16 protein-coding genes, 1 pseudogene and 1 riboswitch are annotated in these 21349 nt (G+C 66.9%); of the genes and pseudogenes, 6 read left to right on the top strand and 11 right to left on the bottom strand.

What is annotated here, in order from left to right:
• From J8I34_RS34795 to J8I34_RS19910, 3 genes and pseudogenes are all read right to left on the bottom strand, one after another.
• Window positions 1-137, bottom strand: a pseudogene (locus J8I34_RS34795) (allantoinase); the annotation flags it as partial.
• A gap of 111 nt (window positions 138-248) precedes the next feature.
• Entirely contained in the window at window positions 249-1655 is a 1407-nt protein-coding gene (locus tag J8I34_RS19915) for a nucleobase:cation symporter-2 family protein (RefSeq protein ID WP_029044810.1), read from the bottom strand.
• A gap of 194 nt (window positions 1656-1849) precedes the next feature.
• Window positions 1850-2617, bottom strand: coding sequence for a GntR family transcriptional regulator (locus tag J8I34_RS19910; protein WP_209775557.1), 768 nt, complete (start codon window positions 2615-2617; stop codon window positions 1850-1852).
• Between the two features lie 312 nt (window positions 2618-2929).
• Between J8I34_RS19910 and uraH the strand changes: the two genes are divergently transcribed.
• Both uraH and J8I34_RS19900 read left to right on the top strand, forming a co-directional pair.
• Window positions 2930-3283, top strand: a complete 354-nt coding sequence (gene uraH / locus J8I34_RS19905; RefSeq protein WP_029044808.1) for a hydroxyisourate hydrolase — start codon at window positions 2930-2932, stop codon at window positions 3281-3283.
• Between the two features lie 31 nt (window positions 3284-3314).
• Entirely contained in the window at window positions 3315-4520 is a 1206-nt protein-coding gene (locus J8I34_RS19900) for a urate hydroxylase PuuD (protein WP_209775556.1), read from the top strand.
• A 345-nt stretch (window positions 4521-4865) separates the two neighbouring features.
• On the opposite strand, the gene J8I34_RS19895 is transcribed toward J8I34_RS19900, so the two are convergent.
• From J8I34_RS19895 to xdhA, 7 genes are all read right to left on the bottom strand, one after another.
• The gene (locus J8I34_RS19895) at window positions 4866-5441 is read right to left on the bottom strand and encodes a TMEM165/GDT1 family protein (protein WP_209806774.1); all 576 of its coding nucleotides are present in this window, start codon (window positions 5439-5441) and stop codon (window positions 4866-4868) included.
• Between the two features lie 31 nt (window positions 5442-5472).
• Window positions 5473-5704, bottom strand: a riboswitch (yybP-ykoY riboswitch).
• Between the two features lie 52 nt (window positions 5705-5756).
• Window positions 5757-6917: a fatty acid desaturase gene (locus J8I34_RS19890; RefSeq protein WP_245176017.1), complete on the bottom strand. Its 1161-nt coding sequence runs from the start codon at window positions 6915-6917 to the stop codon at window positions 5757-5759.
• A 204-nt stretch (window positions 6918-7121) separates the two neighbouring features.
• Complete coding sequence (gene guaD, locus J8I34_RS19885; RefSeq protein WP_029044804.1) at window positions 7122-8441, bottom strand: guanine deaminase; 1320 nt, start codon at window positions 8439-8441, stop codon at window positions 7122-7124.
• A gap of 75 nt (window positions 8442-8516) precedes the next feature.
• Window positions 8517-9572 carry an adenosine deaminase gene (locus J8I34_RS19880; protein WP_209806773.1) on the bottom strand — a complete coding sequence of 352 codons (1056 nt, stop codon included), beginning with the start codon at window positions 9570-9572 and terminating at the stop codon, window positions 8517-8519.
• 51 nt (window positions 9573-9623) lie between these two features.
• Window positions 9624-10613, bottom strand: coding sequence for a xanthine dehydrogenase accessory protein XdhC (xdhC, locus tag J8I34_RS19875; RefSeq protein WP_209806772.1), 990 nt, complete (start codon window positions 10611-10613; stop codon window positions 9624-9626).
• A 153-nt stretch (window positions 10614-10766) separates the two neighbouring features.
• The gene (xdhB, locus tag J8I34_RS19870) at window positions 10767-13121 is read right to left on the bottom strand and encodes a xanthine dehydrogenase molybdopterin binding subunit (RefSeq protein ID WP_209806771.1); all 2355 of its coding nucleotides are present in this window, start codon (window positions 13119-13121) and stop codon (window positions 10767-10769) included.
• Window positions 13122-13140: 19 nt separating this feature from the next.
• Window positions 13141-14643: a xanthine dehydrogenase small subunit gene (gene xdhA / locus J8I34_RS19865; RefSeq protein ID WP_209806770.1), complete on the bottom strand. Its 1503-nt coding sequence runs from the start codon at window positions 14641-14643 to the stop codon at window positions 13141-13143.
• A gap of 220 nt (window positions 14644-14863) precedes the next feature.
• Between xdhA and J8I34_RS19860 the strand changes: the two genes are divergently transcribed.
• Complete coding sequence (locus tag J8I34_RS19860) at window positions 14864-15811, top strand: LysR substrate-binding domain-containing protein (RefSeq protein WP_209775551.1); 948 nt, start codon at window positions 14864-14866, stop codon at window positions 15809-15811.
• 19 nt (window positions 15812-15830) lie between these two features.
• Here the strand turns inward: J8I34_RS19860 and J8I34_RS19855 are convergent, their stop codons facing one another.
• A complete protein-coding gene (locus J8I34_RS19855; protein ID WP_029044798.1) occupies window positions 15831-16676 on the bottom strand; it encodes an ABC transporter substrate-binding protein in 846 nt (281 codons plus the stop codon).
• A 144-nt stretch (window positions 16677-16820) separates the two neighbouring features.
• On the opposite strand from J8I34_RS19855, the gene J8I34_RS19850 reads away from it, so the two are divergent.
• From J8I34_RS19850 to J8I34_RS19840, 3 genes are all read left to right on the top strand, one after another.
• The gene (locus tag J8I34_RS19850) at window positions 16821-17918 is read left to right on the top strand and encodes a substrate-binding domain-containing protein (protein ID WP_029044797.1); all 1098 of its coding nucleotides are present in this window, start codon (window positions 16821-16823) and stop codon (window positions 17916-17918) included.
• 119 nt (window positions 17919-18037) lie between these two features.
• Window positions 18038-18655: a DUF4126 domain-containing protein gene (locus J8I34_RS19845; protein ID WP_209806769.1), complete on the top strand. Its 618-nt coding sequence runs from the start codon at window positions 18038-18040 to the stop codon at window positions 18653-18655.
• Window positions 18656-18708: 53 nt separating this feature from the next.
• Complete coding sequence (locus tag J8I34_RS19840) at window positions 18709-21330, top strand: ABC transporter permease (protein WP_209806768.1); 2622 nt, start codon at window positions 18709-18711, stop codon at window positions 21328-21330.
• Window positions 21331-21349 lie beyond the last annotated feature (19 nt).

Raw genomic sequence — 21349 nt, 5'->3', positions numbered from 1 at the left:
TGCAGCACGCAGTTCTCGCCGCCTTCTTCGTAGTTGAGGACGAACTGCAGCGCGACGCGCGCGCCGCCCGGCCAGCGGGCGTGCGGCGGCCGGGCGCCGTAGCCGATGAGATCGCGTGGATAGTTCTCTGTTGTCATGGTCGTTGCTTGCTTCAGGGGAAACCGACCGGGCGCGGCGCCCGCAAGCGCCGTCTGACTGTGCAATGAGCGTGCCAGTCACTGGCCCGGCGGCGTACTTCGATATAACCGTTACTCGGTGCCGTGCGAATTGGCGGCGGCGTTGCGCATCGCTTCCTCGCGCGACTGGATGCCGTTGTAGAACAGGTTCAGCGCCACGGCCACGATCGTGCCGAGCACGATGCCGCTATGCGTGAAGGGGCTGGTCCACTTGGGCAGGTACTGGAAGAACGTCGGTGCCAGTGTCGGGATCATGCCGAAGCCGATCGAGATGGCGACGATGAACAGGTTGTGGCGATTGCGGTTGAAATCGCACGAGCCCAGGATGCGGATGCCGGTGGCGGCCACCATGCCGAACATCACGATGCCGGCGCCGCCCAGCACGAACTGCGGCACCGAGGCCACCACGTGGGCCATCTTGGGGAACAGGCCGAACGCGATCAGGATCAGGCCGCCGGCCGCTGCCACGTAGCGCGAGCGCACACCGGTCACGGTGACCAGGCCCACGTTCTGCGAGAACGAGGTGTAAGGGAAGGTGTTGAAGACGCCGCCGATCACGGTGCCCAGGCCGTCGGCGCGCAGGCCGCGGGTCAGATCCTCGTTGCTCAGCTTCTTGCCGGTGATGTCAGACAGCGCCAGGAACATGCCGGTCGATTCCACCAGCGTGATCAGCATGACGATGCACATCGACAGGATCGCGGTCACCTCGAAGGTCGGCATGCCGAAGTGCAGCGGCGTGATGACGGCGACGAAGCTGGCTTCATCCAGGCCTTCGAACGAGACCTTGCCCATGCCCATCGCCACCACCGTGCCGATGATGATGCCGAGCAGCACCGCGCAGTTGGCGACCAGGCCGCGGCCGTACTTGGTCAGCAGCAGGATGGTCACCAGCGTCAGCCCGGCGATGCCGAGGTTGGTCAGGTCGCCGTAGGCGAGGTTGGGCACTTCCTTGGCCACGCCGTCGATCACCGCGCGCGTGGTGGGCTGGCCGCCGGCCGCCCAGTTGATGCCGACGCGCATCAGCGACACGCCGATCAGCGTGATCACCGTGCCGGTCACCACCGGCGGGAACAATCCGAGCATGCGCCCCATCATCGGCGCAATCAGGATGCCGAAGATCCCTGACGCGATCACCGCCCCGTAGATGCCGAGCAGGCCGACGTTGGGGTCGGTGCCGATGGCGATCATCGGCGCCACCGAGGCAAAGGTCACGCCCATCATCACCGGCAGGCGGATGCCGAATTTCCAGAAGCCGATGGCCTGGATCAGCGTGGCCAGGCCGGCCGCGAACAGGTCGGCATTGATCAGGAAGGCCAGCTGGTCCTTGGGCAGCTTGAGCGCGCCGCCGACGATCAGCGGTACGGCAACCGTGCCGGCGTACATCACCAGAACATGCTGCAAACCAAGCGCGAGCAGGCGCCCTGAAGGCAAACGCTCGTTGGTGAGGTCCGTGGGGACCGTGGTGCTTGCGGAATTCATTGGTGCGTCTCCTCTCCTTTGGTTTGATGGGAACGCCACGTCCGTGCCTGTTGTGTTGCCAGCAATGCTTGTGCCTGCGTTGCTATTGTTGTTATCGGCCTGCCGTCGCTGCGCTCTTGTTTGCACTGCCTGGGCGCGGTGCGGACAACGGGCGTTCGGCCTTCTTCTTGCGGGGGCGTGGCGGGAACACCGTGCTAGGTGGAGCGGCCTAGTACGCTGCGAAGATCGAAGTTGCCCGGCTCATCCGGCTGCACGCGGTCGGCGCAGGCGCCGAGGTGGTGCGCCATGCGCGACTGGGCCAGCGCGGCATCGCCCTGTTCCAGGGCGTCGAGGATTTCCTCGTGTTCGTCGAACGAGCAGGCGTTGTTGCCCGGGGCTTCCACGCTGGCGATCATCAGCGTGGTGCGCGACACCAGCCGGCGCATCATGTTGACCAGCAGCGCGTTGCCCGACAGCTCCGCCAGCGCCGTGTGGAACTCGGCGGACAGGCGGATCCATTTGGGGCGGTCGTGCGTCAGGAAGGCCTGGCGCTCCGTGGCGACCATCTTGCGCAGCGGCGCGATCACGGTCTTCACGTCGGGCATGCCGGCCAGTTTTTCCAGCACCGCGCGCTCCAGCATCTGGCGCAGCTCGAACATGTCGTGCGCTTCGTCGGTGGAAGGGCTGGCGATAAAGGCGCCGCGGTTGGGTTCGAGGTCGACCATGCCGTCGGCGGCCAGGTGCGACAGCACCTTGCGCACCGTGTGACGCGCGGTGGCATAGATCTCGCATAGCGAATGCTCGGTGAGCTTGGTGCGCGGCGGCAGCCGGTGCTCCATGATCGCGTCGTAGATCTCGTGGTACATGCGCTCTTCGACCGAGCCCTTGCGCGCGGGCTTGTCCGGCCGGGCGGGCAGGGACCCGCTGGGGTCGGCATCGGAAACGCCGGTGGCACCGGCAATCAGCTTCAGGCTCTTGGACATCTTGGCACCAGCAGTCATGCAGTCAGGTCGGATCCGGATCCCCAGTAATCCCCTGTATCAGGGGCCGGTGATCCGAAAATTGTTGACAATTATTTGGTTGGTGGCTCAATATTGTCAACAAAACCAGCTCAGGTTTTCGACAACTCAGGGAAATCCCTGAATTGCCAACCGGGTCGGGCAGGCGCATTGTCGCCACGCACCAACCCAGCGCCGGGATGCGTTACCAGACGTACCGAGCGGGCACCATCCCACAAATGGTGCTAGTGAAGGCAGCGGCGCCCCTCACAACCCAATCGCAAAAGGACAAATACGATGGGACGCTTGACCACCCATGTTCTTGACACCGCTGCCGGCACGCCCGGACAAGGGATGTCGATTACTCTCCATAAAATTGTCGACAATCGCCGCGAAACGCTGAAGACCGTGGTCACCAACCACGACGGGCGCTGCGACCAGCCGCTGCTGGAAGGCGCCGACCTCGCCGCCGGCGTGTACGAACTGGAATTTGCCGCGGGCGACTATTTCCGCGCGCAGGGCACGAAGCTGCCCGAGCCGGCTTTCCTGGACGTGGTGCCGCTGCGCTTCGGCATTGCCGACGTCAACGCGCACTACCACGTGCCGCTCCTGGTTTCGCCCTGGTCGTACTCGACCTACCGCGGCAGCTGACGCGGTGGCATAGGGAAACAGGAGACAAGACATGGAAGGCTATATCCTCGACTGGGCCAATATGCTGCTGCGGTGGGTGCACGTCATCACCGCCATCGCATGGATCGGCTCTTCGTTCTATTTCGTGTGGCTGGACAACAGCCTGACCAAGCCCACCGCGCCCGACCTGAAGGAAAAGGGCGTCGACGGCGAGTTGTGGGCGGTGCACGGCGGCGGCTTCTACAACCCGCAGAAGTACCTGACCGCGCCCAGGCAGCTGCCGGAAAACCTGCACTGGTTTTATTGGGAGTCGTATTCGACCTGGATGAGCGGCTTCGCGTTGCTGGTGGTGCTGTACCTGTTCAACGCCAGCACGTTCCTGATCGACAAGAACGTGTTCGACATGTCGCCTGGCGCGGCGGTCGGCTTCGCGGTGTCGTACCTGCTGATCGGCTGGATCGTCTATGACAGCATCTGCCGCCTGTTCAACAAGAATGACCGCCTGGTCGGCATCCTGGTGGCGATCTACATCGCGGCAGCCGCTTACGTCGCATGCAATATCTTCTCGGGCCGCGCGGCGTTCCTGCTGACCGGCGCGATGATCGCGACGATCATGAGCGCGAACGTGCTGGCGTGGATCATCCCGGGCCAGCGCAAGGTGGTGGCGGCGCTGAAGGCCGGCCAGCCGGTGGATCCGATCCACGGCAAGCGTGGCAAGCAGCGCAGCGTGCACAACACCTACTTCACGCTGCCGGTGCTGTTCGCGATGCTGTCGAACCACTACAGCATGACCTACGCCCACAAGTACAACTGGGTAGTGCTGATCCTGATCATGCTGTCGGGCGTGCTGATCCGCCAGTTCTTCATCCTGAAGCACAAGGGCAAGATCAACGTGCTGTGGCCGGCCGCGGGCGTTGCCGCGCTGGGCGTGGTCGCCGTGATGATCGCGCCGCAGCCGCGGCCGGCCGTGGCCAAGGGTGCCGAGGCAGCCGCTGCGACTGTCAGCTTTGCCAAGGTGCAGGAAGTGATGAACGCACGCTGCGTGCAGTGCCACGCCGAGCAGCCGAAGATGATGCCGACCGCGGCCAAGGGTATCAAGCTGGAAACGCCGGAAGACATCAAGGCCCACGCCCAGCTGATCTACCAGCAGGCCGTGCAGCAGAAGGCGATGCCGCTGGGCAACGTGACGCAGATTACCGACGACGAACGTGCGCTGCTGGGGCAGTGGTTCGAAGGCGGTGCCAAGACTACGAATTGATCGTGGTTTGAGTTGAAAAGCATTGGGGCTGGCTCTTGGCGAGCCGGCCCGCGAAATCCGAGCATCGGTGATCGACGGTCTGGAGGGTTGAGTTGTTGGCAACCGTTACTACTGGACCGGCGAGGGTTTGGACGGGGCCTTGTGCCCCGTTTTTTTGTTTTCGCCGCGATGCGGTTATGGGATTGGGGCTGTGCACTGCAGGCGCTGTTTAAGACATGCTGTCGGCCGTTGAAGCGCCTGGTTCGGCCCTGCTGGGCGGGGCGCTGTTGATGTCATGCTGTCGGCCGTTGAACCGCCCTGGTTCAACGGCCGACAGCATGTCACCAACAGCGGCCACCTCCGAAATCAACCTCCAATATTCATCAGCGCCAGCACGCCCAGCACCACGAAGATCGCGGCCGCAATCTTATGCACCAGCCCAATCGGCATCTTGTTGGCAAACTTGTCGCCCAGCAGCACCGCCGGCGCATTGGCGATCATCATGCCGAAGGTCGTGCCGGCCACCACGGCAACCACCGCATCGCTGAATCGCGCTGCCAGCGCCACCGTGGCGATCTGCGTCTTGTCGCCCATTTCGGCGAAGAAGAAGGCAACGATGGTGGTGGCCAGTACCCCCAGTGCCCCTTTGGCCGGCTTGGCCTGCTCGGCATCGTCGAGCTTGTCGGGGATCAGCATCCACGCGCCCATCGCGATAAAGCCCAGCCCCAGGATCCAGCGCAGCAGGCTTTCGCCGACCACATGCGTGATCCATCCGCCAAGCGCGCCGGCAAAGCCGTGGTTGACCAGGGTGGCGATCAGGATGCCAAGGATGATCGGAATGGGTTTGCGATAGCGTGCCGCCAGCACCAGCGACAGCAGCTGCGTCTTGTCGCCCATTTCAGCAAGGGCGACGATGCCTGTGGAGACGAGGAAGGCTTCCATGTTGTTATGTGGGATAACCGGGCCGCAATGCATCGCGAGATGCCAATGACGCACACCTTTCCCGGCCCGGCCAGAAAGGCATGGTCATCGGTCTCGCCAGGCATGGACGCTGCCTGGGCCAGTCTGGCCAGGCGGGTCCGGAGCTGCGCACGCCATAACCGCAAGCGGTCAAGTCTGTTGACGTACGCCCCTGTCCCCCGAAGTCCGCATTGCGCGGCGCGGTGAGAGCAGGGCGGCTACTCCCCAATGGAAGCGGCGATTATAACCGCGGCGGCGCTGGATCGTCCACCGCAGCCGCCGAGATCGGCATGGTGATCAGGCCGGCACCGGCGCGTTCTCGCTGGTCTGGCGGCCGCGGAAATCGGTCCAGCACAGCGCCTTGAAGTCATACAGCTTGCAGCGGCGCGCCGTATCGAAATACCAGCGCCAGGAGAAGTTCTCGATGATGATGCGGCCCGGCAGCGCGTGCTCAAGCAGCGCCTGCGCGCGCTTGAGGCGATACAGCGGCACGCTCATGTCGACGTGGTGCGCGGTGTGCTCCATGATGTGGTGCAGCGCGGAGCCGATGCCATGGCGGAAGCGCAGGTGCACAGTGGTCGAGACGAACGGCTGCGCCTTGGCCCACATGGTCTTGGTGTCGTACCACGCCACGCTGGCATGGGTATGGTGCACGTACAGCACGAAACCCACGGTCACGTTCCACACCAGGAAGGGCAGCACGAAACCGGCGCCGACGAGCATCCAGGCCGACTGGCCCGTAGCAAAGGCCAGTGCCACCAGCCCGCCGATCCAGGCTACGCCGAAGGTCGCCACCAGCAGGCAATCGCGCACGAACACCGGGCGGCGCGTGGCCATCTGCCGCTTGCTGGGGAAGAACAGCTTGCTCCACCAGATCTCGACCAGGTAGTACAGGCCCGGGCCGAAGCCGGTGCGGTAGATGCGTTCCATCGCACGGCGCCAGCGCGGCAGCGCGTTGAATTCTTCCAGCGAGTAGGGTGCCCAGACAAAGTCGAAGCCCTTCAGGTTGGTGTAGCCGTGGTGGACCACGTTATGGCCGACTTCCCACAGGCTGTACGGCGTCAGCGACGGCAGGAAGGTCAGCCGGCCCAGCCATTTGTTCAGGCCGCGGCGTGGCGTCAGGCTCTGGTGGCAGGCATCGTGGCCGATGATAAACAGGCGCGCGATCACCAGCCCGGCCAGCACGCCCAGCGCCAGCTTGGCGATCCAGTGCGAGGCCAGCACCACGCCGGCTAGCACGGCGGCGAACAGCAGGTAGTCGAAGGCGAACAGCGCCAGGGCGCGCGGCGTGCTGCGCTCGCCCAGCGGAATCAGCCAGCTGCGGATGACCTTGCGCGACGGAAACGGCGCGTCCGGGGCGATCGGCTCGGGCAGCGGCAGCCGCCCCGGCTTGGCGGACTGCCGGGCATGCGCGGCATGCTCGGGATGCGCTGAGGGCGTGGTTGGGATTGCGGTCATGCGGAACCTTCTGGTTTTGCGGTCGGATAGTGTGGGCCAATGAGGCCGGCGCATGCCGGCCATGGCGAAACCGCAAGGTTAGAAGGCTTTGCCGGTGGGGTTCTTGACGGGCGTCAATCCGGAGGGACGCTCTAAGCGGTAAAGCGCGCCCGCCTCGAAGGGGCGGGGGCGGTGGTGCCGGAGGGGAGTGCGGGATGTGACGGATCAGGCGGTCGCGCGCGCCGGCTCGCCCATGATGTACACGCTGTCGATCAAGCGGTCGTCGCCCAGCATGGCAAAGGCGAACAGCTCTTCTTCCAGCGTCTCCGAACGGTTGCTGCGGCGCGCGATCAGCGGCGTGGCCTTGGGATCGAGCACGACGAAGTCGGCCTCGCAGCCCTCGCTGAAGCTGCCGACGCGGCTGGTCCAGCCCAGCGCCTCGGCGGCGGCGCGCGTGGCCAGGTAGAACATGCGCAGCGCGGTCAGGTAGTAGCCGCCCATGCGCGCGACCTTGTGCGCGGCGTTCATGGTGCGGAACATCGAGAACGAGGTGCCGCCGCCGACATCGGTGGCCAGCGTCACGTTCAGGCGGTTGGCGTCGGACTGGTGGAAGTCGTAGAAGCCGCTGCCCAGGAACAGGTTGGAAGTGGGACAGTGCGCCACCGCGGCGCCGCTGTCGGCCAGCCGGCGGCGGTCGTCCTGGTCCAGGTAGATGGCGTGGCCGTACATCGCGCCGGGGCGCAGCAGGCCGTAGCGGTCGTAGACGTCCAGGTAGCTGCGCGCGTCCGGGAACAGCTCGGCGACCCATTTGACCTCGTCGCGGTTCTCGGCCACGTGGGTCTGGATAAACGCGTCGGGGTAGGCGCGCGCCAGTTCGCCGCAAGCGGCCAGCTGCGCTTCGGTCGAGGTCGGGGCGAAGCGCGGCGTGATGGCGTACGAGAGACGCCCCTTGTTATGCCAGCGCGACAGCAGGTCGGCCGAGTCCTTCGCGCCGGTCTCGGCGGTGTCGCGCAGGAATTCCGGGCAGTTGCGGTCCATCATCACCTTGCCGGTGACCATGCGCAGGTTGCGCGCCTCGCTTTCGGCGAAGAGCGCGTCGGCCGAGGCCTTGTGCACCGTGCTCCAGACCACCGCGCTGGTGGTGCCGTTGCGCAGCAGTTCTTCGGTGAAGAAACCAGCCACGCCGCGGGCGTAGTCGGGATCGGCGAAGCGGCGCTCTTCCGGGAAGGTATAGGTGTCGAGCCAGTGCAGCAGGCCCGGCGACGGCGACGCGATCATGTCGGTCTGCGGGTAGTGCACGTGGGTGTCGATAAAGCCCGGCACGATCAGCTTGCCGCGGTGGTCGACGATCTCGGCGCCGGCCGGGATGCGGTCCGCCAGCTTCGCGTACTCGCCGGCGGCGGCAATGCGGCCGTCGGTGACGATCAGCACCCCGTCGTCCCAATACTGGTACGCATCCTCATGGAATTGCGGGTCGCGCAGGAAATGCAGCACGCGGCCGCGGATGGCACGGGTGGTGGACTCAGTCGTGGGGGTGGTCGTCATCGTTTGTCTCTTGTGGCCGGCCCGCGCGTGCCGACGTTACGTTACGCAGCGGGCCGGGCTATTGGCATGCGCCGCTCAGGCCGTGGGGGCCGTCACGGAAGGGGATTTGGGCTTGGCCGACCAGAAGTGGTCGACCTCGGCCAGGAACTCGGCCTTCTGCACATCGGACAGGAAGGCCGCTTCAAAGCTGTTGCGCGCCAGCTTGTGGGCGTCGGCGGCATCCAGCGGCAGTGCGTCAAAGGTGGCTTCCCAGTTGGCGTTCATGTAGCCGCCAAAGTAGGCCGGATCGTCCGAATGCAGCGTGATCGCCACGCCCGCATCGAGCATGCGCTTGAGCGGGTGGTCGCGCAGGTCGGGGTAGACCTTGAGCTTGACGTTGGACAGCGGGCATACCGTCAGCGCCACGCGCTCGCGCGCCAGGCGCTGGATCAGCGCGCCATCGTCGATGGCATGCACGCCGTGGTCGATGCGCTCGACCTTGAGGATGTCGAGTGCGTCGGTGACGTACTGCGCCGGGCCTTCCTCGCCGGCGTGCGCGACCAGGTGCAGGCCCAGCTCCTTCGCCCGCGCGAACACGCGTGCGAACTTCTCCGGCGGGTTGCCTTTCTCGGACGAATCCAGCCCAACGCCGACAAAGCGGTCACGGTAGGGCAGCGCGGCTTCCAGCGTGGCAAAGGCGTCTTCCTCCGACAGGTGGCGCAGGAAGCACAGGATCAGGCTGCTGGAGAAGTCGTATTCCGTACGCGCCTGGGCCAGGGCGTCGGCAATGCCGTCGATCACCACGCCGATCGGCACGCCGCGCGCGGTATGGGTCTGCGGATCGAAGAAGATCTCGGCGTGGCGGACATTGTCGGCGACGGCGCGCTTGACGTAATCCATGGTCATGTCGAAGAAATCTTCCTCGGTCAGCAGCACGCTGGCGCCGGCGTAGTAGATGTCGAGGAACGACTGCAGGTCAGTGAAGGCGTAGGCGGCGCGCAGGGCCTCAACGCTGGGGTAGGGCAGCGCCACCTGGTTGCGCTGGGCCAGCCGGAAGATCAGTTCCGGCTCAAGCGTGCCTTCGATATGCACATGCAGTTCGGCCTTGGGGGTACGGCGGATTTTGTCCGCCAGCGCGGCATCGATGGTCATGGGGGCCTCGTGTTCTCTATGCCCGCCGGCCAGGGCCGGCGGCACGGGTTCTCAGGGATGCACCGCCTCCGCCAGGCCCGCACGCAGCGCGGCTAAGCGCTGTTCGCGAACCTGGAGCAGCTGGGCGACGATGGCAACCGCAATCATAGCCGGAGCTTTGTCGGTGATCCCGGGAACCCCCATGGGGCATGTCATTTCCGCAAACCTGGCCGGGTCGATGCCGTGCTCGGCCATGCGGTGTTCAAAGCGTGCGCGCTTGGTCTTGGAACCGATCAGGCCGAAGTAGGCGAAATCGGTGCGCTTCAGGATTTCTTCGCACAGGGTCTGGTCGAGCGCATGGCTGTGCGTCATCACCATGAAATAGCTGCCCGCAGGCGCCTGCGCGACCACGGCCTCGGGCGTGTCGCTGGCCTCGGCCTCGACGTTGTCGGGCAGGCCGCCGGGGAACAGCGTGTCGCGCTCGTCGACCCAGTGCACGCGGCACGGCAGCGTCGCCAGCACCTTGACCAGCGCGTGGCCGACGTGGCCGGCGCCGAACAGCACGACGTGCATGGCGTCCGGCACCAGCGTGTCGGTCCAGCTGCCGTCCGGCTGCAGGTCGACGGTGGGCAGGGCGGCGCGGCTGTCGGCAACGGTCACCGCGCCGCTGGCCGGCACGTGGCGCTGCAGCGCGCGCTGCGCGGCGAAATTGCGTTCGACCGCGTCGAGCCAGGCCAGGTCGGCCTCGCCCAGCACCTCGAACGCCAGCTGCACCACGCCGCCGCAGCACTGGCCCAGCGCCGGGCCCAGCGGGATGCGCTCGATGCGGCGCTGCTCATGCCGCACCAGCATCTCGCGCGCGATATCCATGCCGCGCCATTCCAGGTGGCCGCCGCCGATGGTCCCGACCAGATCATTCGGGCTGACCAGCATGCGGATGCCGGTCTCGCGCGGGGCCGAGCCCTTGACCTCGACGATGGTGACCATCACCACCGGCACGCCGGTGCGCACCATGCGGGCGGCGTCGGCGAAGCGGAAGGGTTTGAGCGGTGCGTCCTGCATGTCGGGGCCTTTTGGAATTACTTGGTCTTGCTGGGGCGGGGTGGGCGCGCGCCTGCTTCGTCCGCCGGCCCCGTGCCTGTCAAGGCAGGCACGGGGGGAAAGTCCGGGGAGCCCGCGGGCGCGCGCTTCCTTGTGATCGCTTCGTTGCCGCGATCAGGCAGCCTGCGCTGCCGCTTCGCGAACCGCTTCCACGGCGTCGAGGATCGCCTCGCTGGTGGCGGGCGCCTTCAGCGGCGGATTGATGCGGTAGTCGCCCACCGCCGCAATCGCGTCGCGGATCGCAAAGAACACCGAGAACGGCAGCAGCAGCGGCGGCTCGCCCACCGCCTTGGAGCGGTGGATGCTGTCCTCGACGTTCTGGTTCTGGAACAGGCGCACGTTGAATTCCTCGGGGCAGTCGTTGACCGTCGGGATCTTGTACGTGGACGGGGCGTGCGTCATCAGCTTGCCCTCCTTGTTCCACCACAGTTCCTCGGTGGTCAGCCAGCCCATGCCCTGGATGAACGCGCCCTCGACCTGGCCGATATCCAGCGCCGGGTTCAGCGAGCGGCCGGCGTCGTGCAGCGCATCGGCGCGCAGCAGCTTCCATTCGCCGGTGAGCGTGTCGACCAGAACCTCGGAGCAGGCGGCGCCGTAGGCGTAGTAGTAGAACGGGCGGCCCTGCAGCTTGCTCTGGTCCCAGTGCAGCTTGGGCGTGGTGTAGAAGCCGTCGGACCACAGCTGCACGCGCGCCACGTAGGCCTCGCGCGCCAGCTCGCCGAAGGACACGCGCAGCTCGCCGGCGCTGACCAGGTCGTCGTTGAAGCGCACTTCGGACGGCTCCACGCCGGCCTTGCGCGCGGCAAACACAGCCAGGCGCTCGCGGATCTGGCGGGCGGCATCCTGCGCGGCCTTGCCGTTCAGGTCGGCGCCGGTCGACGCGGCGGTCGCCGAGGTATTGGCCACCTTGCTGGTATCGGTCGCGGTCACGCGCACGCGCTCCATGCGGATGCCCAGCTCATGCGCCACCACCATTGCCACCTTGGTGTTCAGGCCCTGGCCCATTTCGGTGCCGCCGTGATTCACCAGCACCGAGCCGTCGTTGTAGACGTGCACCAGCGCACCGGCCTGGTTGAAGTGGGCCACGTTGAACGAGATGCCGAACTTCACCGGGGTGATGGCGATGCCCTTCTTCAGGATCGGGCTCTGCGCGTTGAAGGCGCGCGTGGCCTCGCGGCGTGCGCGGTATGCGCTGGTCGCGACCAGTTCGTCGATCAGCTCATGGATGACGTTGTCTTCGACGGTCTGCCCGTACGGCGTGACGTTGTTTTCGGTCTTGCCGTAGAAATTGGCGCGGCGCACCTCGAGCGAATCCTTGCCGACGTTGCGCGCCACGTTGTCCAGGATGTACTCGATCGCGAACGCGCCCTGCGGGCCGCCGAAGCCGCGGAAGGCGGTATTGCTCTGCGTATTGGTCTTGCCGCAGTAACCGTCGATCTGCACGTTCGGCAGCCAGTAGGCGTTGTCGAAGTGGCAGATGGCGCGGGTCATCACCGGGCCCGACAGGTCGGCCGAGAAGCCGGCGCGCGACACCATCTGGACCTTGACGCCCTCGATGTGGCCGTCGTCATCGTGGCCCACTTCGTAGTCGAACACGAAGTCATGGCGCTTGCCGGTGATCATCATGTCGTCGTCGCGGTCCGGACGCAGCTTGACCGGGCACATCAGCTTCCACGCGGCCAGCGCGGCGCAGCAGGCGAACAGCGCCGACTGCGATTCCTTGCCGCCGAAGCCCCCGCCCATGCGGCGGCACTCGACCAGCACCTGGTGCGCCTGCCAGCCCAGCATATGGCACACGGCGTGCTGCATTTCGGTCGGGTGCTGGGTCGAGCACCACACCTGCATGCCGTCGTTCTCGCGCGGGGCAGCGTAGGAAATCTGGCCTTCCAGGTAGAACTGTTCCTGCCCGCCAAGGTGGATCTTGCCACCGTCCTGATGGGCAGCGCCGGCGATATGGCTGGCCGCCTCGCCGCGCTGGAGGTGCATCGGCGGCAGCACATAGCTGCCGGCTTCGTGCGCGGCTTCCGGCGACAGCACCGGCGCCAGGTCTTCATACTCGATCACGCCGAGGCGGGCGGCGCGGCGGGCGGCATCATGCGAGGTCGCCACCACGATAAAGACCGGCTGGCCGATGAACTGCACCACGTCGCGTGCCAGGATCGGGTCGTCGTGGATGATCGGGCCGCAGTCGTTGGTGCCGGGGATGTCGTCCACCGTCAGCACGGACACCACGCCGGGCGCGGCGCGGACCTTGTCGAGCGAGATCGACTTGATGCGGGCGTGCGCGCGGCTGCTCATGCCGAGGGCGGCGTGCAGCGTGCCGGCCAGCTCGGGGATGTCGTCCGTATAGGTGGCGGTGCCGGCCACGTGCAGGTGGGCGGATTCATGCGGACGCGAGATGCCGACCTGCGGCACTGCCTCGGCGGCAATGCCGGCGTCGAGCAGGAAGGGTTCGGTTTGCTTGTTCATGCCGATTTTCCTTTTTCTCTCAGGCCGTGACGATCGCGATGGTGCCGGCGCCGGGCGCACGGACATTGACGGCTGCCGCGGGCAGCGCTGCGCTGGTGGTTTCCAGCCAGAAGCGGTACAGCAGGTTGGCGGCGCCGCGGCTGCGGTACGACGCGGTCGCGCGCATATCGGTCAGCGGGGTGTAGTCCAGCGACAGCGCGGCCATGCCGGCGCGGGAGGTGGCTTCATTCCACGGCTGGCCGGTCAGGGCCGCTTCCGTGGCGGCCGCGCGCCTGGGCGTGGCGGCCATGCCGCCGAAGGCGATGCGCGCCTCGCTGACGATGCCGTCCTGCACGGTGATGCCGAATGCGGCACACACGGCTGAGATATCCTCGTCAAAACGTTTGGACAACTTGTAGGTGCGGAAGTGCTGGGGCCCCGCCACTGGCACGCGCAGCGCCGCGACGAATTCGCCTGGCTGCATGGCGGTCTTCTGGTAGGCCAGGTACAGGTCTTCCAGGGGCAGGGTGCGGCGGGTTTCGCCAAGCTGCAGCACCACTTCCGTGCCCAGCGCAATCAGTGCCGGCATCGAGTCGCCGATCGGCGAGCCGTTGGCGATGTTGCCGCCAAGCGTGCCGGCATTGCGGATCGGCAGGGAAGCGAAGCGCTTCCACATTTCTTCCAGTTCCGGATGCGCGGCATTCAGCGCGGCATAGGCCTTCTCCAGCGTGACCGCGGCGCCGATCTCGACCATGCCGTCGCGTTCCTCGATCCGGTTCAGCTCCTCCACCTGGCCCACGTAGAGCAGGTTACCCAGCTCGCGGAACTGCTTGGTCACCCACAGGCCGACGTCGGTGCTGCCCGCCAGGATGCGGATATCGGGCTGCGCCGCCTTGATGGCGCCGAACTCGGCCGCGGTGCGCGGGGCGAAGAAATCCTGGCCCTGCGCGCGGTAGCGGAAGGTCTCGCCGCGCTTGAGGCTGCGCAGCGTGTCGGCGATCTGCTTCGGGTCGAGCTTGCCGTCCGTCGGCGCGGGCAGGGCCATCATGCGCTCGCCAGCGTCGATGATCGGGCGGTAGCCGGTGCAGCGGCACAGGTTGCCGGTCAGCGCGTCGCAGATGGTCTGGCGCGACGGTGCCTCGCCACCCGGGGTGTGCTGCTGGTACAGCGCCCACAGCGACATCACGAAGCCGGGGGTGCAGAAGCCGCACTGCGAGCCGTGGCACTCGACCATGGCTTCCTGCACCGGGTGCAGGGTGCCGTCGGCCTGGCGCAGGTCCTCGACCGTGATCAGGGCCTTGCCGTCGAGCGTGGGCAGGAACTGGATGCAGGCATTGACCGCCTTGAATTCGACGTCGCCGCCGTCCTGCAGCTCGCCGATGACGACGGTACAGGCGCCGCAGTCGCCTTCGGCGCAGCCTTCCTTGGTGCCGGTGCAGCGGGCGTCTTCACGCAGGTACTGCAGCACGGTGCGGGTAATGGGGGCGTCGGATACTTCCTTGACCTGGCCGCGGTGGAAAAAGCGGATGGTTTGCGTCTCCATGGTCTTCTCTCTCTTGGGGATGGCGGAAACATAGCATCGCCACGTTTCTTGCAATATTCGGCCCAGGTGATATGCGCCATCAGCGGGCACGCCAGTCGGTGCCCGGCCGCACCGAGCGGGATGCGGATTTGACCGATTGTGGGGTGCGTGTCATACACTATGCGCCGTTCCCATCCCCCACGCCACCCATCCGGCCCCCGCCGGAGGGCTGCCCATCGCCATGCACGGACGCGACCATCTCGATACTTATTTGCTGCGGGTGCTCCACACCCTGCTGACCGAGCAGAGCGTGACCCGTACCGCCGTGCGCCTGGGCCAGTCGCAGCCCGCCATCAGCAACACCCTGAAGCGCCTGCGCGAGATCACCGGCGACGCCATCCTGGTGCGGGGCAAGAACGGCATGGTGCCGACCGAGCGTGGCCGCGAGCTGCTGGCGCTGGCCGAGCAAAGCCTCGCGGCGATGGATCGCATCGCCCGCCCGCCGCAGCAGTTCGACCCGGCCACCACCACGCGCACCTTCCACCTGGGCGCGCCGGACTACCTTGACGCCTTCTTCCTGCCCAATATCGTCGAGCGCGTGCGCCGGCTGGCGCCGGGCGCCAAGCTGTTCGTGCATCCGATGACGTCGTCGTCGGACTTCCTGGACGACCTGGAGCAGGGCCAGCTGGATATCGTGGTCGGCAACTGGCTGTCGCCGCCGGAACACCTGCATATCTCGCCGCTGTTCGACGATGAGGTGGTGTGCATGCTGGGCGCGCAGCACCCGCTGGCGCGCAAGGGGCTGACGCTGAAGCATTACCTGGAAATGCCGCACCTCGCACCGGCGCCGTATGCGTCGATGCAGCGCAGCATGATCGACCAGGCGCTCGCCGAGCAGGGCTACAAGCGCAATATCCAGGTGACGCTGCCGTATTTCGGACTGGTGCCGTATGTGCTGATGAAAACCGACATGGTCTTCACCACCGGCCGCCAGTTCGCGGCGCATTATGCGCAGTACCTGCCAATCCGGATGGTGCCGTCGCCGGTGTCGTTCCCGCGCATGCGCTTCTACCAGCTGTGGCACGAGCGCTGCCATGCGGCGCCGGACATCATGTGGATCCGGCGGATGATCGCGGAGGTGGCGGCGGACCTGCCCCAGCTGCCGCGGCTGGAGGCGGGGGCGGGGTGATGCCCCGCCGGCGTCTTTCTTACTTCTGCGCGGTCTGCGCCATGAAGCTCGGGAAGAACAGCTGCTCCCCCTCTACCTTGTAGCTGGCGATCGCGTCCTGCCCTTCCTTCGACGTGATCCACTCCACCAGTTTCATCGCGTCCGCATAGTTGGTGCCTGCGTGCCTGGCCGGATTGACCGCGATGATCCCGTACGGGTTGAACATCTTCGGGTCGCCTTCGATGGCAATGGCCAGTCCCGTCTTGGCGCGGTACGCCCCGTAGGTGGCGCGGTCTGACAGCGTGTAGCCTGGCATCTGCGCGGCCATGGTCAATACCTCGCCCATGCCCAGCCCGGCGCTGACGTACCACGGCTTGCCCTTGGGCTCGATGCCGATCTCTTTCCAGTACTCCTTCTCCATCACGTCGGTGCCGGAGTTGTCGCCGCGCGAGATGAACTTGCTGCCGCTGCCGGCGAGCTTGCGGAAGCCGGCGAGCACGTCTTTGCCGCCCTTCACGCCGGCAGGGTCATTGGCCGGGCCGACCACGATGAAGTCGTTGTACATCACATCGCGCCGGTTGACGCCGTAGCCGGCGGAGACGAAGGCGTCTTCCATCTTGCGGGCGTGGACCAGCAGCACGTCGACGTCGCCCATCTCGCCCATTTTCATTGCCTTGCCGGAGCCGACGGCGATCACCTTGACGGTGACACCGGACTTCTGCTCGAAGCGGGGCAGCAGGTACTTCAGCAGACCCGAGTTTTCGGTGCTGGTGGTGGTGGCGAGCTTCAGTTCGCCGGCGTGCGCGGCCGACAACAGGGCCAGGCAGGCGACGGCGGTAGTGCGGCGCAGGTGGCGGAGCGGGCTGGCGGTGTGGCGCGGCGGCATGCTGTGACCCTCTTGGTTATGTTTTGATGGACATAATTGCCTTTCGCTGTCGCTCTCAGGGAGAATGCAACGAAAGACAAGAAACATGGGGGTGTTCATTGTGGTTCAGCGGGATTTCAGAAGTAAATATGAGGCGGAGCACATATGACCTTCCGCTTTGACTTGTTCCCGGTCATCGCGCCCGACGACAATCCGCGCGCCAACGACAAGGTCTTTCAGCTGCTCAAGGCGGTGCGCGAGACTGGGTCCTTGCATCGCGCAGCGCGCGAGATCGGCTTGTCATACCGCCATGCCTGGGGCGTGATGCGCACGTGGGAAGAGATGCTGGGGCGCACCATGCTCGACATGGAGCGCGGCCGCGGGGCGTCGTTGACACGCTTTGGCGAGCGGCTGCTGCGTGCCGAGCTGCGCTTGCGCGAGTCGGTCGACCCGGTAGTGCAGAAGGCCATGGCGGAGTTCATCGCCGAGCTGGATGATGCGCAACAGCCTCAATCCGGCGTGCACTTCACAGGCAGCCATGATCCGGCGGTGGAACTGCTGGCCACAGCGCTGGGGGAGGCGGCCACGCCGCTGCAACTCGACACCGTCTTCTGCGGCAGCGTGGAAGGATTGGTCTGCCTGCAGGAGCGGCAGTCGGAGCTGGCGGGCTTCTACGTGTCGCCGGTGCAGACCGCCGGATCGGTGGCGCATGTGACGCTGCGCAAGTGGCTGCGGCCGGCGTCGGTACGGCTGCTGCGCCTGGCGTGGCGCGAGCAGGGGTTGATCGTGGCGCCGGAACTGGCGCGCGAGATCCGCGACCTGCGCGACCTGGTGCGCACCCAGGCGCGCTTCATCAACCGGCAGCGCAGCTCGGGTACGCGCATGCTGTTCGACCAGCTGCTGGCGGCGCAGGGCCTGTATCCGGACCAGATCGCCGGCTACGAGGACACCGAGTTCAGCAACGAGAAAGTGGGCGAAGCGGTGCATGGCGGCCGTGCCCAGGTCGGCTTCGGGCTGCGCATGAACGCAGAAAGCCACGGCCTGGCCTTCGTGCCGCTGACGCGCGAGGCCTATTACCTGGCGTTGCGCAAGAACGACCAGACCGCCGGTTGGATGGCGGCGCTGATGGCCTTGCTGGCCGATCCGGCGTTTGCCAAACGTATCGAGGCGCTGCCCGGCTACGCCATGGCCGAACCGGCCGGGGTGCTGATGCCACAGGAAGCGCTGCCCTGGTTCGGGCCGGACGGCAAGGAAGGGAGCTGAGCGGCAAGCCGGGCCGCCTGCGGTTGGCATGACGGGCGGCGCTGCCCGTCTGCTGCGGTCGTATTACACTCCTTGCCAGGACGTGTGCCCCGCGCGCGCCCGGCCTTGCAAGGAGCACCATGCTGGAAACCGCCGCGCTGGCCGCGGGCATGTCCTGGGCCAGCGGTTTTCGTCTTTACCTCGCCGTGTTCGCCGCAGGCGTGCTGGCACGTCTGGGCTTGCTGGAACTGCCGCCCGGGCTGCAGCCGCTGGAATCCTGGTGGGTGATCGGCGTGGCCGCGGCGCTGGCCGTGGCCGAGTTCATCGCCGACAAGGTGCCGGGCTTCGACTCGGTCTGGGACGGCATCCATACCTTCGTGCGCATCCCCGCCGGCGCGATCCTGGCGGCCGCCGCGTTCGGCCAGCTCGACCCGCAGTGGATGGTGGCGGCCGGGCTGATCGGCGGCACGCTGGCCGCCACCGCGCATGCTGCCAAGGCCGGCACGCGCGCGCTGATCAACGTTTCGCCGGAACCGTTTTCCAACTGGGCGGCCTCATTCACCGAGGACCTGACTGCGACCGGTAGCCTGATGCTGGCGTTTTTCCTGCCGGTGGTGTTCCTGGTGGTGCTGGTCCTGTTCCTGGTGGCCGCCATCTGGCTGCTGCCGAGGCTGTGGCGCGGTGTGCGCCGGCTGCATGCCACGCTGCGCAGCAGCAGCGCGCGGACGGGACGGCCGGGACCGCCGGGACTGCCTTAGCGCCTTAATTGAACAATTATTGAACAATTAACGAACAAAGAACCGAACAACCGATGCCCCCCGAGTCCGCCATCGACGCCCCGACCACCAACGCCAGTCCCACCGCCGGCGCGAGCACCGCGCAAGCCAGCAGGTTTTCCGCCTGGCGCCAGGCACTGCGCATGGCGCGCCGCGACTGGCTCGCCGGCGAGCTTTACCTGCTGCTGTTCGCGCTGGTGCTGGCGGTGGCGGCGCTGACCAGCGTCGGCTTCATGGCCGACCGCATGCGGCTGGGGCTGGAGCGCGATGCGCGGCAGATGATCGCCGCCGACGTGCTGCTGGTCTCGGACCATCCGTTCGACGCCGCCTTCGCGCAGCGTGCCGGGCGGCAGGGTCTGGCGGTGGCGCAGACGGTGACCTTTCCGAGCATGGCCACGGCCAGCGGCAAGCCGCGCGCGGCCGGCGCCGACGCGCCCAGCCAGCTGGCCGCGCTCAAGGCCGTGACCGACGGCTATCCGCTGCGCGGCAAGCTCAGGGTGGCCAACGCGCCTGGCACGCCGGACGCGCCCGCCGAAGGCATTCCCGCGCCGGGCACGGTATGGGTCGACGAAGCGCTGCTGGGCGCGCTCGGCGTGAGCGTGGGCGATGCGCTGCAGCTCGGCAGCCGCACCTTCCGCATCGACCGCATCATCACGCAGGAGATGGACCGCGGCACGGGCTTCATGAACTTCGCGCCGCGCGTGCTGATGCCGTTGTCGGACCTTGAAGGCACCGGCCTGATCGGCTGGGGCAGCCGCGTGACCTACCGGCTGCTGGTGGCCGGCCCCGACGCCGCCGGTGCCGCGTACCAGAAATGGGCGCAAGATGAGATTGGCCGCCGCAAGCTGCGCAACACCCGCATCGAGTCGCTCGAGTCCGGCCAGCCGCAGATGCGCGCCACGCTCGACCGGGCCGAGCGCTTCCTGTCGCTGGTGGCGGTGCTGTCGTCGATGATCGCGGCGGTGGCGATCGCGATGTCGGCGCGCCGCTACATGCAGCGCCATACCGATGCCTGCGCGGTCTACAAGTGCCTGGGGCTGTCGCGCGGGCAGATCCTGCGCGCGTTCGGGCTGGAATTCCTGCTGATCGGCACGGCCGGTGCGCTGGCGGGGGTGCTGATTGGCTATGTGGCGCACTACGGGCTGCTGCTGTCGCTGGGCGGGCTGCTCAAGGTGTCGCTGCCTCAGCCGTCGGCGTTGCCGGCGGTAGTGGGGGTGCTGGCGGGACTGGTGCTGCTGACGGGGTTTGCGCTGCCGCCGCTGCTGGCGCTGACGCGCGTGGCGCCGCTGCGGGTGCTGCGCCGCGATATCGGGCTGCCGCCGGTATCGGCGTGGGTCGCGTACGCGCTCGGCCTGGGTGCCTTCGTCGCGCTGCTGCTGGTGGCGGCGCGCGACCTGCGCCTCGGGCTGACCACCGCGGGCGGCTTCGTCGGCGCCGGCGTGGTGTTCGGGTTGCTGGCGCTGGGGCTGCTCACGCTGCTGTCGCGCCTGCTGCGCGGACGCCTGCGCGGCGCGGCGTCGATGGGCTGGCGCTTTGCCCTGGCGGTGCTGGAGCGCCGCCGCGGCGTCACCGTGCTGCAGACCGTGGCGCTGGCGGTGGGACTGATGGCGCTGCTGCTGCTCGGCATGACCCGCAACGACCTGGTCGATTCGTGGCGCAGCGCCACGCCGGCCGACGCGCCCAACCGCTTCATCATCAACATCCAGCCGGACCAGCGCGAGCCGCTGCGCAAGATGCTGGCCGGCGCCGGTATCAACGACCTGCTTTATCCGATGGTGCGCGGGCGCCTGACCCATATCGGCGAGCGCGCGATCCAGGCCGGCAGCTTCGAGGAAGGCCGCGCGCGCAACCTGGTCGAGCGCGAATTCAACCTGTCCTATACCAATGTGCTGCCGGAGGGCAATCGCGTGATCGCCGGGCGGTGGTCCGACGGCAGCGCCGGCACCGACGCAGGCGCCTCAGTGGAGGAGGGCATTGCCAAGACGCTGGGGATTCGCCTTGGCGACACGCTGCGTTTCGACGTGGCCGGCCAGGCGGTGCAGGCGCGCGTGACCTCGCTGCGCAAGCTCGACTGGGGTTCGATGCGGGTCAATTTTTTCGTGATCCTGCCGCCGGCGGCGATGCAGGGCATGCCCGAGACCTACATCACCTCGTTCCACCTGCCCGCGGCCGGCGCGGCGCTGGGTAACAGGCTGATCGCGGCCTTCCCCAACATCACGGTGGTCAACACCGACATGATCCTGCGCCAGATCCAGGACATCCTGGACCAGGTGATCGCGGCGGTCGAGTTCCTGTTTATCTTCACGCTGGCTGCAGGGGTCACGGTGCTGTACGCGGCGCTGTCCGGCGCGCGCGACGAGCGCATGCGCGACGCGGGCCTGCTCAAGGCGCTGGGGGCGTCGGCGGCGCTGGTGCGGCAGACGCAATATGCGGAATTCCTGGTGGTCGGCGGGCTGGCTGGCTTGCTGGCGAGCCTGGGCGCGATCGCGGTAGGCTGGGGGCTGTCGCAGTTCGTCTTCGACTTCCCGTACCGCTTCAATGCGTGGATCGTGCCGGTCGGCGTGGTTTCTGGCATGCTGTGCGCTTTTGCCGGCGGCTGGCTGGGCCTGCGCGAAGTGCTGCGCCAGCCGGCGCTGGCGACTTTGCGTGACGCCTGAGCGGCGTCACCTCACGAGT

Origin of the sequence: Cupriavidus phytohabitans (genome assembly GCF_017815025.1) — a bacterium.
In the GTDB taxonomy this organism is placed as follows: domain Bacteria; phylum Pseudomonadota; class Gammaproteobacteria; order Burkholderiales; family Burkholderiaceae; genus Cupriavidus.
The sequence above is the reverse complement of the archived record's forward strand: the minus strand, read 5'-3'. Positions and strand labels throughout refer to the sequence as shown.

Excerpts from the sequence above, each read along its gene's own strand:
- J8I34_RS19915 (WP_029044810.1), bottom strand. The coding sequence starts at position 1,655 with ATGAATTCCGCAAGCACCACGGTCCCCACGGACCTCACCAACGAGCGT.
- J8I34_RS19910 (WP_209775557.1), bottom strand. The coding sequence starts at position 2,617 with ATGTCCAAGAGCCTGAAGCTGATTGCCGGTGCCACCGGCGTTTCCGAT.
- uraH (WP_029044808.1), top strand. The coding sequence starts at position 2,930 with ATGGGACGCTTGACCACCCATGTTCTTGACACCGCTGCCGGCACGCCC.
- J8I34_RS19900 (WP_209775556.1), top strand. The coding sequence starts at position 3,315 with ATGGAAGGCTATATCCTCGACTGGGCCAATATGCTGCTGCGGTGGGTG.
- J8I34_RS19895 (WP_209806774.1), bottom strand. The coding sequence starts at position 5,441 with ATGGAAGCCTTCCTCGTCTCCACAGGCATCGTCGCCCTTGCTGAAATG.
- J8I34_RS19890 (WP_245176017.1), bottom strand. The coding sequence starts at position 6,917 with ATGACCGCAATCCCAACCACGCCCTCAGCGCATCCCGAGCATGCCGCG.
- guaD (WP_029044804.1), bottom strand. The coding sequence starts at position 8,441 with ATGACGACCACCCCCACGACTGAGTCCACCACCCGTGCCATCCGCGGC.
- J8I34_RS19880 (WP_209806773.1), bottom strand. The coding sequence starts at position 9,572 with ATGACCATCGATGCCGCGCTGGCGGACAAAATCCGCCGTACCCCCAAG.
- xdhC (WP_209806772.1), bottom strand. The coding sequence starts at position 10,613 with ATGCAGGACGCACCGCTCAAACCCTTCCGCTTCGCCGACGCCGCCCGC.
- xdhB (WP_209806771.1), bottom strand. The coding sequence starts at position 13,121 with ATGAACAAGCAAACCGAACCCTTCCTGCTCGACGCCGGCATTGCCGCC.
- xdhA (WP_209806770.1), bottom strand. The coding sequence starts at position 14,643 with ATGGAGACGCAAACCATCCGCTTTTTCCACCGCGGCCAGGTCAAGGAA.
- J8I34_RS19860 (WP_209775551.1), top strand. The coding sequence starts at position 14,864 with ATGCACGGACGCGACCATCTCGATACTTATTTGCTGCGGGTGCTCCAC.
- J8I34_RS19855 (WP_029044798.1), bottom strand. The coding sequence starts at position 16,676 with ATGCCGCCGCGCCACACCGCCAGCCCGCTCCGCCACCTGCGCCGCACT.
- J8I34_RS19850 (WP_029044797.1), top strand. The coding sequence starts at position 16,821 with ATGACCTTCCGCTTTGACTTGTTCCCGGTCATCGCGCCCGACGACAAT.
- J8I34_RS19845 (WP_209806769.1), top strand. The coding sequence starts at position 18,038 with ATGCTGGAAACCGCCGCGCTGGCCGCGGGCATGTCCTGGGCCAGCGGT.
- J8I34_RS19840 (WP_209806768.1), top strand. The coding sequence starts at position 18,709 with ATGCCCCCCGAGTCCGCCATCGACGCCCCGACCACCAACGCCAGTCCC.